The sequence below is a fragment of the Christiangramia sp. 3-2217-3z genome (assembly GCF_051195275.1).
GTDB classification, from domain to species: Bacteria; Bacteroidota; Bacteroidia; order Flavobacteriales; family Flavobacteriaceae; genus Christiangramia; species Christiangramia marina.
This window is the reverse complement of sequence record NZ_JBNJLI010000001.1, coordinates 161592-177977: the sequence shown is the minus strand read 5'-3', so window position 1 is coordinate 177977 and position 16386 is coordinate 161592. Positions and strand designations below refer to the sequence as shown.

16 protein-coding genes and 2 tRNA genes are annotated in these 16386 nt (G+C 38.7%); 9 read left to right on the top strand and 9 right to left on the bottom strand.

Annotated elements, in window-relative coordinates:
- Positions 1-30: 30 nt before the first annotated feature.
- The 4 genes from ACSHZO_RS00845 to ACSHZO_RS00830 all read right to left on the bottom strand — a co-directional run bounded on the left by ACSHZO_RS00845 (position 31) and on the right by ACSHZO_RS00830 (position 3059).
- Positions 31-531: a DUF6702 family protein gene (locus ACSHZO_RS00845; protein ID WP_298246247.1), complete on the bottom strand. Its 501-nt coding sequence runs from the start codon at positions 529-531 to the stop codon at positions 31-33.
- 99 nt (positions 532-630) lie between these two features.
- Entirely contained in the window at positions 631-1458 is an 828-nt protein-coding gene (locus ACSHZO_RS00840; RefSeq protein WP_298246246.1) for a hypothetical protein, read from the bottom strand.
- Between the two features lie 22 nt (positions 1459-1480).
- Entirely contained in the window at positions 1481-2251 is a 771-nt protein-coding gene (locus ACSHZO_RS00835; protein ID WP_298246245.1) for a hypothetical protein, read from the bottom strand.
- Positions 2244-3059, bottom strand: coding sequence for a carboxypeptidase-like regulatory domain-containing protein (locus ACSHZO_RS00830; protein WP_298246244.1), 816 nt, complete (start codon positions 3057-3059; stop codon positions 2244-2246). The genes ACSHZO_RS00835 and ACSHZO_RS00830 overlap by 8 nt, the downstream gene beginning before the upstream one ends.
- A gap of 115 nt (positions 3060-3174) precedes the next feature.
- On the opposite strand from ACSHZO_RS00830, the gene pepE reads away from it, so the two are divergent.
- Positions 3175-3879 (top strand): dipeptidase PepE, encoded by a 705-nt coding sequence (gene pepE / locus ACSHZO_RS00825; protein ID WP_298246243.1) that lies wholly within the window; start codon positions 3175-3177, stop codon positions 3877-3879.
- A 1-nt stretch (position 3880) separates the two neighbouring features.
- Complete coding sequence (locus tag ACSHZO_RS00820) at positions 3881-4795, top strand: glutaminase (protein WP_298246242.1); 915 nt, start codon at positions 3881-3883, stop codon at positions 4793-4795.
- A gap of 78 nt (positions 4796-4873) precedes the next feature.
- Here ACSHZO_RS00820 and rpsT read toward each other — a convergent pair whose 3' ends face one another.
- The 4 genes from rpsT to proS all read right to left on the bottom strand — a co-directional run bounded on the left by rpsT (position 4874) and on the right by proS (position 6918).
- Positions 4874-5122 (bottom strand): 30S ribosomal protein S20, encoded by a 249-nt coding sequence (gene rpsT / locus ACSHZO_RS00815; protein WP_026915233.1) that lies wholly within the window; start codon positions 5120-5122, stop codon positions 4874-4876.
- A gap of 30 nt (positions 5123-5152) precedes the next feature.
- Positions 5153-5224 (bottom strand) — tRNA-Glu (locus tag ACSHZO_RS00810).
- Between the two features lie 66 nt (positions 5225-5290).
- Positions 5291-5362, bottom strand: a tRNA-Glu gene (locus ACSHZO_RS00805).
- Positions 5363-5439: 77 nt separating this feature from the next.
- Entirely contained in the window at positions 5440-6918 is a 1479-nt protein-coding gene (gene proS / locus ACSHZO_RS00800; RefSeq protein WP_295177998.1) for a proline--tRNA ligase, read from the bottom strand.
- A 106-nt stretch (positions 6919-7024) separates the two neighbouring features.
- On the opposite strand from proS, the gene ACSHZO_RS00795 reads away from it, so the two are divergent.
- Together ACSHZO_RS00795 and ACSHZO_RS00790 are read left to right on the top strand one after the other, a co-directional pair.
- Positions 7025-8161: a hypothetical protein gene (locus ACSHZO_RS00795; RefSeq protein ID WP_298246241.1), complete on the top strand. Its 1137-nt coding sequence runs from the start codon at positions 7025-7027 to the stop codon at positions 8159-8161.
- 69 nt (positions 8162-8230) lie between these two features.
- Entirely contained in the window at positions 8231-9742 is a 1512-nt protein-coding gene (locus tag ACSHZO_RS00790) for an OmpP1/FadL family transporter (protein WP_298246240.1), read from the top strand.
- A gap of 54 nt (positions 9743-9796) precedes the next feature.
- On the opposite strand, the gene ACSHZO_RS00785 is transcribed toward ACSHZO_RS00790, so the two are convergent.
- Entirely contained in the window at positions 9797-11626 is a 1830-nt protein-coding gene (locus tag ACSHZO_RS00785; RefSeq protein ID WP_298246239.1) for a T9SS type B sorting domain-containing protein, read from the bottom strand.
- A gap of 153 nt (positions 11627-11779) precedes the next feature.
- On the opposite strand from ACSHZO_RS00785, the gene folE reads away from it, so the two are divergent.
- The 5 genes from folE to ACSHZO_RS00760 are packed head-to-tail and all read left to right on the top strand — an operon-like array spanning position 11780 to position 15571.
- On the top strand, positions 11780-12457 hold the full coding sequence (folE, locus tag ACSHZO_RS00780; RefSeq protein WP_298246238.1) for a GTP cyclohydrolase I FolE: 678 nt from the start codon (positions 11780-11782) through the stop codon (positions 12455-12457).
- Positions 12458-12475: 18 nt separating this feature from the next.
- Positions 12476-13963: a cysteine--tRNA ligase gene (gene cysS, locus ACSHZO_RS00775; RefSeq protein ID WP_298246237.1), complete on the top strand. Its 1488-nt coding sequence runs from the start codon at positions 12476-12478 to the stop codon at positions 13961-13963.
- A gap of 1 nt (position 13964) precedes the next feature.
- Complete coding sequence (gene yidD, locus ACSHZO_RS00770) at positions 13965-14213, top strand: membrane protein insertion efficiency factor YidD (protein WP_295178012.1); 249 nt, start codon at positions 13965-13967, stop codon at positions 14211-14213.
- A 44-nt stretch (positions 14214-14257) separates the two neighbouring features.
- Complete coding sequence (gene lgt, locus ACSHZO_RS00765; protein WP_298246236.1) at positions 14258-15070, top strand: prolipoprotein diacylglyceryl transferase; 813 nt, start codon at positions 14258-14260, stop codon at positions 15068-15070.
- A 3-nt stretch (positions 15071-15073) separates the two neighbouring features.
- Complete coding sequence (locus tag ACSHZO_RS00760; RefSeq protein WP_298246235.1) at positions 15074-15571, top strand: DUF192 domain-containing protein; 498 nt, start codon at positions 15074-15076, stop codon at positions 15569-15571.
- Positions 15572-16386: the final 815 nt, after the last annotated feature.

Here is a 16386-nt window from a genome sequence, read left to right as displayed (position 1 = left end):
ATAAGATTTTAAACGTCATTGAGAAAGTTTTCAGAAATTAACCGTGTCACTACCTTTGGCTTTCACCAGCAACATACTTTCGATTACATCACCTTTCTTCACATGAACAATATTTTTCTGTGTATCGAATAGATCTGTAAGCACGAGATTTTCTACTTCTACGGTTTTGAAAGTTTCCACGTTTTTGCCTTCCAGGAATAAGACAATTTGATCAGCATCAAATTTGCTCCCCAGCAATTTCAATGGAATATCCTGATTCTTTACTTTGATAGTTAATTTTTTGGAATAGTATTTTTCCAGAAGATCCTTATTATCTGAAAGATCTTTTTTATAGGAAAGACTTACATCCTTACCAAAACGTTTGCTAAGCACATCTTCCATATCATCGATAAAAACCCTGGAAATCACCTGCACCGACTTGCTTTCCTGCCGGTATTCAATTTCGGTAACACTTAAGTAGGTCTCATGATCTGCACTGCTGAAGGAGCTGAATATAAACAGGCAGCACAGACTCAAAATGAGGTTTTTCATATATTTTTTTCCGAAGATAAAACAATTACTGCGCCATACATAGAGATTGAGCAGTCAGCTTTTAGACTTAGAAATAAGTAAATGGTTTAATTTGAAGAATTAGCCAGGAAGCTGTCTTCCTGCGTTGAGATTTTCAGCTCTAAGTTTTCTGAAAGATTCGATCCTGGTTTCAAAATATTCGATTAAAACCAATGCATTATTAGTAAGAACCAGCTTCTCGAAATTCTGATCTCTATCGCAGTATAATAGGAAGTTACAGATTTCATTCGCATCAAGATCAAGATCCTTGCTAAAAAACTTCTCTCCTACTATCTTCAGACTAAGATTGGCTAGTTCCTTCGGACTATAAACTATCGGAGTCTCTTTATTCTTAGACAACTTCTCTGCAATAGCCATGGCAATTTTATCGATACGAATACCTTCGGTCATACTAGGCTGGTAATAGGGATTTAGTTCCCTGTCTTTCCGAATGAAGTCATCCAGATTCTGCTGTAAACGGTTTTTGGTCTCCACTTCCTTAATGGAAATTAAATTTAGATCATTTGCGAGGTAACCGCTAAGCTCAATATCATCGATAAAAACTTCGGAAAGTTCGTTCATGGCTTCGTATAGCTCGATCTTAATTTCTCCGCTTTCGATCATATTCTGGCGTACCACAATTGTTCTATTCTGAAACTGAACCGAAGAAATAAAGAGACTATCATTAATTGCAGCACCAATGAAAAATTGCCCTTTAACATCACTCGTAGTTCCGGTTTCCTGAGTAAGGTTTACAATGTGAACATTCTGAACATCTTTATTCTCAGAAATAATTTGTCCTTTAAGCAAGCCCGTTTCCTGGGCCTTCAGCTGCACAGAGGATAAGAAAATAATTAGGACGGTGCCCAGGTATTTATATAACATATGTATTCTCGTGTCGTACTTCAACGTTCAGGATTTAAGGATAGTATTATTCAAGCTGCCTTCTTGATTTAAATTCCGGGAGTTTCTCTTCAAAAAATTCCATGAGTGCGAAAATTGTTGTCTCATCAAGCAGAGCTTCAAAGGTGGGGAAATCGACGCAGTAATAAAGGAAATTGACGACCTCATTTTCAGGTAATCCCAATCCATTTACGAAATAAGCTTCCTGCATACGACCTCTTGCACGATTGACGAGCTTGGTTAATTCCGCATTCTCTTCAGCCTTTTTTAGTTGCTTGGTGGTCCCATTAAGCATATTTATTACCTGTGAAACCGGATCATTTGTATTTGCTTGCATGGCGAGCTCAAGACTTGTTCGCCTGGGTTTAGGAAAGGGAATACCAAGTTTTTCGTAAATACTCTTAGGCATCCTGGTGATATCCTGATCAAGCACTCCCGAAAGTTTAATATTATCGAGCTGAACTTCAGCAAGTTCATTCATTTTAGGATATAAAAGTTTGGTCCAGCCATTCTTCAGCTGCTGTTCTCCAATCACTTTGAATTCATTCTCGAATTGTACCGATGAGAAATAAATACTGTCACCTAACTTCAGCATCATATCAAACTCACCATTCTCATTGGTCACGGTGCCTTTTTCCGCAGTCATATTAATAACGTGAACTCCGCTTTTATCCATTAAACTATCACTAACAATTTTTCCTGAAACAATTTTTCTTTCCTGTGCTGTTACTTCGGATGCAAAACCTACAAGAAAAAACAGCAGTGCATACATTGTAATTTTTCTTTTACTTCTATTCATCCTGAGTTCTCATTCTTCGGAATTCAACAATATTATTTTGGAAATATTCTATCATTTCAAGCTCTTTTCTCTGCTCATACATCGAACTGAAATCTTCATCTTCAAAAGAATAATAAATAAAGTTGATAATCTCGTCGCCGTGTAAATTTAAGTGTTCGTTGAAAAATTCCCTTCCGAAGAGATCGATAGCTGCCTGCACTTTCACTTGTAGTTCGTCCAGTTCTATCATTTCCCTCAGGTATTTCGTTTTCCCATTGATATCGTTTATCAAAACATCGAGTGATACACCGCCCAGAAGAATCCCAATGTATGACCACCGGCTCGTAATGCCTTCGCTCGCGGTATAAAGTCTTAATTCGTTGGGAGTAAGTTTTCTCTCTGGATGCGGAATATGATATTGATCTCTATCAAAATATTCTATTTGCCTGAGATCGTTGTTAAGGTAACCGCTAAGTTGCTTTTTACCGACTTCAACTTCTTCCAGTCTGTTGGCATCTGTGACGATGACTTCAATAGTTCCGGACCTCAAATGTTCTTCGGAAACCTCTATTTCTATTTTTTCGAACTGTACAGAAGTAAATAAAAGAATATCGCTCTGGCGTACAGAAACTTTAAAAATTCCCGAATCATCTGAAGTGGTACCGGTTCTGGAATTCATATTAATCACATGCACCCCTGACAGTGGCTGGTTTCCGGCTAGAATTCTACCGCTGATCATTTCGGGATCCTGTGCAAAGCAATTCAGGCTAAAGCCCAGAAAACTGAACAATAGCAGGTATTTCATTCTACTACAAAAAGTAATTTCCAAGTTGGTTAGTTGGTTTCGGTTTAATCATAACGTTCCAAAACTAAAATTAGCCTTTATTAACTCTGTAAACTTTTGTTAACGTATTCGATTCTTTATTTTTACCTTAAAAAGGTATATGAACGCAATATTAGCCAGCACCTCCACCCTACATTCCCAGGACTATCTTGAATACTTGATTCCACATTTACCCAAACTATATAAGGATGTAGCGGAAGTCATCTTTATTCCTTACGCCAGACCTGGCGGCATATCTTTGGATGAATACACATTACGGGCAAAGGAAGCATTTGCAAAAGCTGAAATTAAGATCAAGGGTATTCATGAATTTGAAGATCCTGAAAAAGCCATCCAGAATTCTGAAGGCGTTTTCACTGGAGGCGGAAATACGTTTCTACTGGTTTCAGAATTATACAGAAATCGGGTGATGGCTGTGTTGAAGCAAAAAATAAAAAGCGGAACTCCTTATATGGGAACAAGTGCCGGAACCAATATTGGAGGTTTAAGCATGCAAACGACCAATGACATGCCTATAGTGTATCCTCCATCCTTTCAGACTTTAGGACTAGTTCCTTTTAATATTAATCCGCATTATCTCGATCCAGATCTAAACACAAAGCATAAAGGAGAAACCCGCGAAACACGAATTAAGGAATTTCATACGCTTAATTCACCGCCAGTAGTGGGACTTAGGGAGGGAAGCTGGCTGGAGCTAAGTGATAATAAAGTTACGTTAAAAGGAGATCTACCTGCCCGGATCTTCAGGAAGGATAAGGTACCTTTCGAAATAGAAACAGATTCAGATCTTAGCGACCTTAATTAATATGGAATACCAGAAAATTTTAGATACGATATATAATGAAATGAGCTATCGAGACGTTTCAGGAAAGGTCGCGTCCTATATCCCGGAACTCGCCAAGGTAGATCGCCGTAAATTCGGAATGCATGTATATTGCGGAGATAACCAGCATTTTAATTTTGGTGATAGTAAAGAGAAATTTTCAATTCAAAGTATATCTAAAGTTTTCACTTTGGCAATGGGTATGCGTCTTATGGGAGAAGATCTATGGGATCGTGTTGATGTAGAACCTTCTGGTGATCCTTTCAACAGTCTTACTCAGCTTGAATACGAAAGTGGAATTCCAAGGAATCCATTTATTAATGCCGGTGCACTGGTAATTTCAGACATTCTTGTAGACCAGTTAAAAGATCCAAAACAGGAATTACTCGATTTTGTAAGGGAAATTACCGGGGATGAGGATATTCACTATGATGAAACCGTCGCTGCTTCAGAACAGGCAACGGGATACCGTAATGTAGCGCTGGTCAATTACATCAAAGCGCTGGGAAACATTAAATGCGATGTAAAATCCATTGTAGACTTCTATTTTCACCAATGTTCGCTCGCTATGACCTGTGAACAGCTTTCAAAAGCATTTATGCTTTTCGCCAACAGAGGACGAATTCTTGAAAATGATAAAAAAATCCTTAAACCAAAGACCGTAAAACGTATCAATGCCTTAATGCAAACCTGTGGGTTCTATGATGAGGCTGGTGAATTTAGTTTCCAGGTAGGATTACCAGGAAAGAGTGGTGTTGGAGGTGGCATTGTAGCCATACATCCAGAAAATTATTCAGTAGCCGTCTGGAGCCCTATACTGAATGAAAAAGGAAATTCAGAATTAGGAATGAAGGCGCTGGAAAGACTTACGACCCTTACTGGAGTTTCTGTCTTTTAGAGAACTTAAATTTAATGCACAAAAAAATGCTTTCCGTAGATCGAAAAGCATTTTTTTATGAATTGAACACTGCTAAAATTATAGTGCTGCAACGTGCTTAGCCATATTAGACTTTAGGTTAGCAGCCTTATTATCATGAATGATATTTTTCTTAGCCAATTTATCTATCATAGAAATTACAGAAGGCAACATAGCCTCAGCCTCTTTCTTATCGGCCTCACGCAATTTCTTGATCGCGTTTCTTGTAGTTTTATGCTGGTAGCGATTTCTAAGACGCTTAGTCTCATTGCTACGAATCCTCTTCAACGCTGACTTATGATTTGCCATTACAATTATTATTTAAATAAGTTTTAAAAGTAGTCCGTAGGGGAATCGAACCCCTGTTACCAGGATGAAAACCTGGCGTCCTAACCCCTAGACGAACGGACCATTATCTATTTCAATGCGCAACATTCAAGTTGCTATTATTAAAACATCACTGCGATGTTTCTTTAGTAGTCCGTAGGGGAATCGAACCCCTGTTACCAGGATGAAAACCTGGCGTCCTAACCCCTAGACGAACGGACCATTTTGTTTCAAATGCGGATGCAAAAATACAACTTTTTTGGAATGCCGCAAATGTTCTACAAAAATTTTTAAATTTTTTAATAGGCTTTTGCAAAAAGCACTCTTCCTTCCGATGGATTACCGGTTAGAACACATTTACCAGTTTCCTCTTTCCTGTTAAAAGGAATACATCTAATAGTAGCTTTCGTAAGCTCTTTGATCTTATTTTCAGTTTCCGGGCTACCATCCCAGTGAGCAGAGATAAAACCACCCTTGTCTTTTAATTGATTTTTAAATTCATCAAAAGTCTCTACTTCTGTAATATGAGTATCCCGAAAATTCTTGGCCTTGGTATATAAAGTTTCCTGAATTTCGTTTAATAATGCAGGTATCTTACCTACTACTTCATCTCTATTCAAGAATTCTTTCGACAGCGTATCTCTTCTGGCAAGTTCAACCGTACCTTTCTCCAGGTCTTTAGGACCAATTGCAATTCTTAATGGAACTCCCTGTAATTCATACTGAGCGAATTTCCAGCCTGGTTTCTGGTTATCATTATTGTCAAACTTTACCGATACCCCTGCTGCTCTTAAATCTTTTACCAAATCATCTGCAACTTCCGAAATTTGAGCTAATTGCTCTTCTCCCTTATATATTGGAACAATCACGACTTGCGTGGGAGCAAGTTTCGGAGGTAAAACCAGTCCATGATCATCGCTGTGGGTCATGATCAATGCACCCATCAATCTTGTGGAAACGCCCCAGCTCGTCGCCCATACATGCTCTAATCCACCTTCCTTTGTAGCGTATTTCACATCAAATGCTTTCGCAAAATTTTGACCCAAAAAGTGAGAGGTTCCAGCTTGCAAAGCCTTTCCGTCCTGCATAAGAGCTTCAATACAGTAAGTTTCCAATGCTCCTGCAAATCGTTCGTTTTCAGTTTTCGCACCCTTTATTACTGGAATTGCCATAAAGTTTTCGGCAAATTCAGCATATATATTATTCATCAATTCAGTCTCTTCAAGCGCTTCGGTTTTGGTTGCATGCGCAGTATGACCTTCCTGCCAGAGGAATTCCGCAGTTCTTAGAAATAAGCGAGTTCTCATCTCCCATCGAACCACATTCGCCCATTGATTAATCTTTATAGGTAGATCTCTATAGGACTGGATCCAGTTTTTGTAAGTGTTCCAAATGATCGCTTCTGAAGTTGGTCTTACAACGAGCTCTTCTTCTAGTTTTGCATTAGGATCTACTTTTAACTTGCCAGGGTTATCTTCATCATTCATCAATCGATAATGAGTAACGACAGCACATTCTTTAGCAAAGCCTTCTGCATTCTTTTCTTCTGCTTCAAACAGACTTTTGGGTACAAAAAGTGGAAAATAAGCGTTCTGATGTCCTGTTTCTTTGAACATTCTATCCAATTCAGCCTGCATTTTCTCCCAGATCGCATATCCATAAGGCTTAATAACCATACAGCCTCTAACTGCTGAATTCTCAGCCAGATCTGCCCTGACCACCAATTCGTTATACCATTTTGAATAATCTTCGCTCCTGCTTGTTAACTTCTTACCCATAGTTCGTAATTTGGCACAAAACTTGTGTTTTTAAGGTTAGTCAAGTACTAACCGTTCGGGCAAAACTAACCATTTTTAGAATGCCCAACAATAAAAAGAATAACCGATGAAAACTTACTACCTCTTACGAAACCGGCTAAAACTGTTGTTTCTTCCTGCTATAATTTTAAGTCTTGGAGCATGCTCATCTTACCAGTATTCTGGATATGAAACTGATGGGATTTATGGCGAATCCAGACCAGGTATATGGGAACAGGCAGGTAACGAGCAAACACAGGTGAAACCAAATAATCAGAACAATTATTATAAAAATATGTTTGCCCAGCAATCTGAAATGGTTGGTGAACTTCTCGAGAGTGATGTTTTCACAGATGTGGATAGCTACTCATCTAATGATGGTTATGATAATTATTCTGAAGTTGGAGGAGATGTAGCGTATGTTGAAGGGAATGTACCATGGGGTAATGATCCTGATACTTATACTGTCAACATTATAAATAATGGATCTGGTTTCGGATTTGGAAGACCACTTGGTTGGGGGTACGGATTTGGACACCCATACTTTGGCGCATTTTATGATCCGTTCTATGATCCATTTTTCGATCCATTCTTTAATCCTTACGCACGTAGAGGTTTGGCTTTTGGATTCGGTAATCGTTGGGGTTATGGGGGATTTGGCGGACCTTGGGGGTATGGTGGATTTGGATATGGCTGGTCCTACGGTTATAACTTTGGATTTGGAAATCCTTGGTTTAACAATGGTTTTTATAATAGATACGGTTATGGGTATCCTTATATAGGTAGAAATCGTAATAATGTCGCCTATAATCGTGGCAGAAGGAATACTAATGATTATAGGTCATCCAATGATAGAAGAAGCGGTTACTCTGAAAGCATAAGAAGTATTAGAAATGCTCAGGCTGATGCAGCTAGATCCAGATCTCGAGCCAGAGGCACAAGTGATGGTTACGATCGTAATAATGTGTATTCACGTACTAGTAGAAGAACGGAGAGAAGTGGATACTACGATACTTCTAATACAAGAACTTCAAGTCCAGTTTATAGATCCACAAGAACTAGCAGTAGTAGGTCAACACAAACTACTTCGCCATCAAGAAGAAGTTCTTCGAACAGTAGAAGCGTTCGTAGTTCTAGTAGTTCATCCAGAAGATCTGGAAGTACCAGTCGTGGTTCTTCCGGTGGGTCTAGCAGAACCTCGCGCGGTGGTAGAGGCGGAAGATAAAATTTCACAATATTCAAGCCTTGTTGGTTAATTTCAGCAAGGCTTTTTTCATCCTTTATTTTATACAATATGAATAAGATATTTCTAATATGCCTGCTAGTTCTTGCAGGAAATCTATGGTCACAAAGTATTGATGATGCTTATCGTTATTCAAGATCAGAACTTAACGGAACTGCCAGATATATAGGTATGAGTGGTGCGTTTGGAGCTTTGGGTGGAGACATTTCAGCAATATCCATTAATCCTGCCTCATCTGCAGTTTTCCTGAATAGTATTACTACTATCAGTTTGAAGTCAAGAAATACAGATGATAATCTAAGGTATCATGGTAGCACCTCATATTCCAAGAGTGACGAGATCGATCTGGGAAATGTTGGTGGAGTTTTTGTATTCCAGGGAAGTTCAGATAAAAAGTTAAGTAAATTCAGCCTTGGACTCAATTTCAATACAACTTCCAATTTTGATAATAACTTTTTAACCGGCGGATTATCCCGTCAATCTGTAGACGCCTACTTTCTGCAGAAAGCCAACGGAATTCCACTGGACCAGCTTCAGCTTAGAGATGATGAGAATATAGCCGATTTGTATTCTTTCCTTGGAGAAAACTTTGGTTTTGATGAACAACAGGCCTTTTTAGGTTACCAGGGTTATGTAATAGAAGCCAACCAAGACGACCCCAATAATACTGAGTATTTTTCTCTTGTTAAAGACGGAAGTTTTGATCAGCAATACCGATACAATACAACCGGTCTTAATGGAAAATTGAGCTTTAATATCGCAACACAGTACGAAGACTGGCTATATCTTGGACTTAATTTAAATAGTCATTTTATAAACTACGATAAGTTCACAGAGATCTCTGAACTACATTCTAATACCTCAAATGATCCTAATGTCACTTCCAGAATTGATTTCGGAAACAATCTACGCACCAATGGAGATGGTTTTAGTTTTCAATTAGGTGCTATTGCAAAAGCTGGTGATTATGTAAGACTTGGTTACACCTACCAATCACCTACCTGGTTTAACATGTTCGAGGAGACATCCCAGTACTTGGAAACATATAGCAGTACCGGTGAATTCGTTAGTGTTTCTCCAAATATTATCAATGTGTATCCTGAATATAATTTCCAAACTCCTTCTTCTCATACTGGTAGCGTTGCCTTTCTATTCGGAAAAAATGGATTAATAAGCGGTGATCTAAAACTAACCGATTATGGTAACGTTCAGTTTAAACCAAAGAACGATTTGTTTTTCCAGAGTTTGAACGATGCTATATCTGAAACAATGAAAATGGCACCTGCTTTTAAAGTTGGTGGAGAATACAGGTTGAAAGCTTTAAGTTTTCGAGCTGGATATCGCTATGAAGCCAGTCCGTTTGAAAATGAAGAGATTCGTAGTGATTTAAATGGTTATAGCGCGGGTTTAGGTTATAATTTTGGGTCGGTAAACCTGGATATAGCTTATGAAAATTCAAATTATGAAGAGCAGATTCGCCCACTCAATTCTGGAGTTCTCAATCCTGTAAGTTTGGACAGAGATCTATCTCAATTTGTGGCAACCCTTACTATAGGCTTGTAAATTCAATATTATATTTAACGCAGAAAAGAGCAGGTCTTAAGACCTGCTCTTTTTTTATCTAATAAGACTAAAATTAGCCATGAACTCTTCCCGGTCTTTATCACTAGTACTAAAAATTACCTTGAACCAATAGTCGGTTTCCGGAAGCGGTCTACCATTAGTTGTGCCATCCCAGGAAAAATCTTCTCCAGATTTAAGCTCTATAATAGATTTTCCATAGCGATCAAAGATCATCACTTCGTGTATCTCTATGTTCTGATCTGTAATTAATTGCCAGTCATCATTAAATCCATCGCCGTTCGGAGTGAAAAATCGTGGATAACCAACCAAAAAAAATGAAGCGCTTTTGGTTTCTCCGCAGCCATTCGATTCTCGAATATATGCTACGTGATTTCCAGGTCTAACGTCTTTGAATCTTGGTGAACTTCTCCAGTTTCCTCCATCTAAACGATATTCGTAAGATGCAAAATCCTGTCCGATACCTCCAGTTGTGGCAAGGTTGATTACGTATCCATCTCCAAAATCTGAGCCTGAAATGTTCACTTCAAGAGTTTCAGGTCGGGAAACTGGCTGAATGGTTGTAGAATACGACTGAAAACAACCAGATTCATCATGAATGATATTTTGCTCCAATATGCCATTGCCAGGTAATTCTCTTAAAGTATAACGAGCTTCTGTACTAACAACATTTCCATCCAGAATCCATTCATATTGATAACCTTCACCAAGATCTTCCCCCACGATGGAACTACCGATGGCAGCCCCAGAGAGATTGACACATAAAATTGTTTCTTCAGCTAAGGTATATTGCGGGAAATCGAAAATAGTCAGATGAAATGATTCGATTTCAGAAAGACATCCAGACATATTCTGAATTACTCTGGCAAAAATTTGTTTCCCCTGCTCGAATGGAAAATTCTGAGGACTTATAATTGCATTATTATCTTCAGCGGCCTGTAAGCTTTCGTAAAAATTCACTGTAAAATCGGATACTTCAGCACCAACTCCAAGTAATTGTGAGTTTCTTAGTGTCAAATCTACAGTAGCACCCGAATCACATTTGGCAAGATCTTCCGCAGGAAATATTTCAGGAATATCATAAAAGGAAATATTGATCTCATCTTCTTCAGTTTTATCTTCCAGAACATCAGTAACAATCAGCTTATAATCTCCTTCTTCAGTTACCAGTAAGGTTGGCCCGGTTTCATTTGGAATCTCAACATATTCCAGTGATGACTCATCATATTTAAACCATTGGTACTCTGCATCCTCATCTGAAGTTCCATCGAGCAAATATTCATCTTCGCCGCAAACCGCAATATCATCTCCAAGATCAAACTCAAGGATGGAACAGTCTGTTGAGCCTTCTCCTGTATTGGTCTGTTCGAGACTTATAAAGCCCGGCACCTGTTCAAAATTAGTGATCACCACGACATAGATCTCATTCTCCCTGGCATTTGGAATGGTCATAGTTTCTATCGAATCTGGCAAATAACTACAATCCACCTGGTTCATTTCACTAAGGTTTGCTGCACTGCAGTAATCTTCATCTCTTTGAAATGGTCCCCAAACCACAAAATCCACATCAAGGGGTACGCCCCTTCCATCTTCTCTGCTATTCTGACTTATTCTGAATCTTAAATTTCCATTATCCTCTACCTGAAGGAAAAACCATGCTGGATATGGCTGTTCTTCCAGACAACCATAGTCCGGACCAAATTCACCTGAAATCTGGCTGCTATTTGTAGAATTTGAATTAGGGAAAGTTAGTCGTTGGTCTCCAGCGCAAAAAGGCTCAATATTCGAACAAATTGATCCCTGAGCAAAGGCCGAAAAACCCGCAATGATAAATAGAAATGTAAATAACTGAAATCTGATGTTCATACCTTCGGGCTGCCTCAACCAAACTAGTGCAAAATATGAAAATATGGGCAAACAATCTCCCACGTTCATTTGATTTTGCAGATTCTGTAAACCTTATAAATTATGTATCTTTGCAAGCCAAAACAGTTTTGACCGACTATTATTGCAAAACGCATGAAAGTAGATAAAATTTTGAACGATATAGATGAAATGGGTGATGCACACGCTGGCAGTAGCGCTGTAAACCCTCTTAGAGATGACGCCTTTGAGATTAGCGACGATGAAAAGATCGAACTTATTAAAAAGGATGTAAGAAATATTCTTGATATTCTTGGAATGGACCTTGAAGACGACAGCATTAAAGGGACTCCGCAGCGGGTTGCAAAAATGTTCGTTAACGAGATATTTTCAGGGCTACATCCTAAACGCAAACCCAAAGCTTCAGTTTTTGAGAATAAATACAAGTATGGAGAAATGCTTGTGGAGAAAAATATCACTGTTTATTCTACTTGCGAACATCACCTTCTGCCTATCGTAGGAAAAGCACATGTTGCCTATATATCTAACGGCACGGTAATAGGTCTATCCAAGATGAATAGAATCGTGGATTATTACGCAAAAAGACCACAGGTTCAGGAAAGAATGACTATGCAGATCGTTCAGGAATTGCAGAATGCACTTGGAACACCAGATGTCGCGTGTGTCATTGACGCAAAACATTTATGTGTGAATAGCCGTGGAATTCGTGATATCGAAAGTAGCACCGTAACGAGTGAGTTTGGCGGAGCTTTCAAAGAAAAAGAAGTTCGCAGAGAATTTCTTGACTACATTAAATTAGATACTTCTTTCTAAGAATTAAAAATTTTCTTCATGGCGCTATACCAGGAACAAGGCCTTAAGTTTTATAACTCTATGAGCGGTGAAAAAGAGATTTTCACGCCAATAAACGAAGGTAATGTTGGAATGTATGTTTGCGGACCTACCGTTTACAGTAATGTTCATTTAGGAAACTGCAGAACTTTTATCTCCTTTGATCTTGTATTCAGGTATTTAAAGCATCTTGGCTATAAAGTTAGGTATGTAAGAAATATAACCGATGCCGGGCATTTGGAAAATGAAGCAGATAGCACCGGAGAGGACCGCATCGCGAAAAAGGCCAGACTGGAACAGATAGAGCCTATGGAAGTAGTCCAGAAGTATACGGTCGATTTCCACAATATTCTTCAGAAATTCAATAACCTGCCTCCCAGTATCGAACCTACTGCAACGGGTCATATCGTGGAGCAGATAGAGATCATCAAAACTATACTTGAAAAGGGTTATGCTTACGAAGCAAACGGATCAGTTTATTTTGATGTTATCAAGTTCAATGAGGATCATCAATACGGGAAATTAAGCGGTAGAGCGATCGAAGATATGATCGCCAATTCACGTGAACTTGCCGCTCAAAGTGACAAACGCAGTCCTCAGGATTTTGCTTTATGGAAAAAAGCTGAACCGCAACATATCATGCGGTGGCCTTCACCATGGAGTGATGGCTTTCCTGGATGGCATCTCGAGTGCACAGTCATGAGCACAAAGTACCTTGGAGAAGAATTCGATATTCATGGTGGCGGAATGGATTTAAAATTTCCACATCATGAATGCGAGATCGCTCAGGGAGAAGCTGCCAGCGGAAAGTCTCCTGTAAATTACTGGCTACATGCCAACATGCTGACCCTAAATGGGAAGAAAATGGCAAAAAGCACCGGTAATTTTATTCTACCGGAACAAATATTTAGCGGAAAAAACGATGTGCTAAAAAAAGCATTCAGCCCTAACGTAGTTCGATTTTTCATTCTTCAGGCTCATTATCGTAGCATCCTCGATTTTAGTAGTGATGCACTTATGGGTAGTGAAAAAGGATTCAACAGGTTGATGGACGCCTATAATAGTCTTGATGAGATCCAGACTTCAGATAAAACAGATTTTGATCTGTCATCGTGGAAACAATCCTGCTATGACGCCATGAATGATGACTTCAATAGTCCGATCGTCATCGCTAAACTTTTTGATGTAGTTAAGATCATTAATAATATCAAGGAAGGTTCTGTAAGTATTACTTCGGAAGACAGGGAAGAATTGAAGGGCACCATGAAGGCCTTTATGTTTGATATTCTAGGCTTAAGCGAAATGAATTCTGAAGCGGAAACAGATGGCGATAAACTAAGTGGCACGATCGAATTATTGATACAACTTAGAGCTGAAGCACGTGCAAACAAGAATTTTGCCTTAAGCGACCAGATCCGGGATCAGTTAATGGAGATGGGTATTCAGCTGAAGGATGGGAAAGAAGGAACCACATTTAGTTTAAATTAAAATGTTACGCGAAGCTTTGTCTGCATTTTTGATCTCACTGGTCAGATTTTACAAGGCTGTCATTTCTCCGTTAACACCGGCTACCTGTAGATACACACCTTCATGTTCAAGCTATGCTGTTAAAGCCATAGAAGTTCATGGACCAGTTTATGGAAGTTGGCTGGCTATCAAAAGAATCTTTAGCTGCAATCCTTGGGGTGGCCAAGGTTATGATCCCGTACCGCCAAAATCGGACTCGAAAGAAGGTTAAGAATCTTCAAATATGTATATTTACCGCTATTCAAATTAATCTCTATGTTATTTAATGCTATACACTGGAATCCATCAGAAGGACTGGATCTGGGCTTTTTCAATCTGCACTATTATAGTATAATGTTTATCATCGCGTTCACGCTTGGCTGGTACATCATGAAAAAGATCTATGTTCGCGAAGGAATAGACATAGAGAAACTGGATTCGTTATTTATCTACACGGTGCTGGCAACTTTAATAGGTGCCAGATTAGGACATGTCCTGTTCTACGACTGGGAATATTTTCAAAATAACCTGCTGGAGATTTTCTTGCCAGTAAGGTTTGAGCCAGAATTTCAATTTACAGGATTTCGAGGACTTGCGAGTCATGGAGCTGCCATAGGAATTATAGTGGCCATGTTTTTATATGCTAAGAGAGTACTTCAAAAACCAGTTTTATGGATCCTGGACAGGATCGTAATTCCAGTGGCCAGTGGAGCTATCTTTGTTAGAATTGGAAACTTTATTAATTCTGAAATTATAGGAAAGCCTACCGGAACAGATTATGGAGTAGTATTTGAAAAATTAGGCGAAGATTTCGCGAGACATCCTGCACAACTTTATGAATCTGGCTGTTACCTGCTAATATTTCTACTTCTCTGGTTCATTTACTGGAAAACTGAAAAGCGACTAAAGCTTGGGTACATTTTCGGACTCTTCCTGGTACTACTATGGACCGTAAGATTCTTTGTAGAGTTTGTTAAAGAACCACAAGTAGGTGAACGCGCAAACTGGTTATTGAATACAGGGCAATGGTTAAGTATTCCATTCGTAATCGCAGGGCTTTACTTCATGTATCGTCCTGTTAAAAAATAGATCATGAGAACAGGCCTCTTTCGTATTGGATTGCTCGTCATGTTGCTTGGTTTTGGTTTTACTTCCTGTGATAATTCTACGGAAAAAGAAGAATCTATTGAAACCGATCCTATTGTATTTAACAAGGAAGGGGAAGTGTACTTAATTCATTCTAATGGTGACACACTCCGAAAGATCGACGTAGAGCTTGCAGAAACAGATTATGAAAAGCAAACGGGGCTGATGTACCGTGAAAGCCTGGGAAGCGATCAGGGAATGTTATTTGTATACGAGAATGCTCGCGTAAGGAACTTTTACATGAAAAACACCTATATACCTCTGGACATTCTCTATTATGACACAGACAGTACGCTGGTGAGTATACAAAAGAATGCGACCCCGCGTGATGAAACCAACCTACCTTCAGATGGACCAGCGCAATTTGTACTAGAGATCAATGCAGGTCTTGCCGATGAGTGGGGAATTAATTCAGAAAGTAAATTTAGTGTAGATAGAGAATAGTAAATCCTAACATTTACGTTGCTTCTGAGCAATGTCGCAAAACGTCAAATTTCTATAGAATGGATGCGTCTTCAAATACGAATTCAGCAATGAATGACAAAAATGCAATTAATTCAATCTTCCTGATTGTAATCAGTTCAATTATTGTTCTAATCATAGTATCAATTGCCGAAGTTCTAAGAAACAATTTAGACCTAAACAACCCTTTAATCGACCAAGCCTCAAAGGCAGAAGTAAACACTTCCTATCTAAAAACTGTAATGACCAATATTTCGGGTTTAATAGTGGTGTTGCTTCTTAAACACTTCAGATTTAAAAGACTAGCAATCATTGTGGGTATTATGACTATTGTTACAAATTTTCTAATTGACTACACCTGAAAAATTTTATCGCTGAAAAGGAAGGCAAACTACCAGCTTGAATAGACGGTAGCAGTTACATTTAGATGAAAACAATCAGTCTAACTGTGTGAATTAATACAAACTCAACAGATAAGCATCTCCCACAACCTTCGTTAGTGATGTTGGCAATTATATATTTTCAGTAGAAACTTCTTGCTAGAATATAGTCTGCTTAGTACGCAATTAAGGCGTACAACCTCGTTTAGAATGATATTCAGAAATATCAGCGAGCTTTTAACATATTCAAAATCTCCATTTTGCTTATTGCTTCAGAAGAAAGGTTGAAGTTCGCCTTCGGAAGTCATTCTAAAACAAAAAAATCAGAAATGATTCAGCAATGATTCAGCAATGATTCAGCAATGATTCAGCAATGATTCAGCAATGATTCAGCAATGATTCAGCAATGATTCAGCA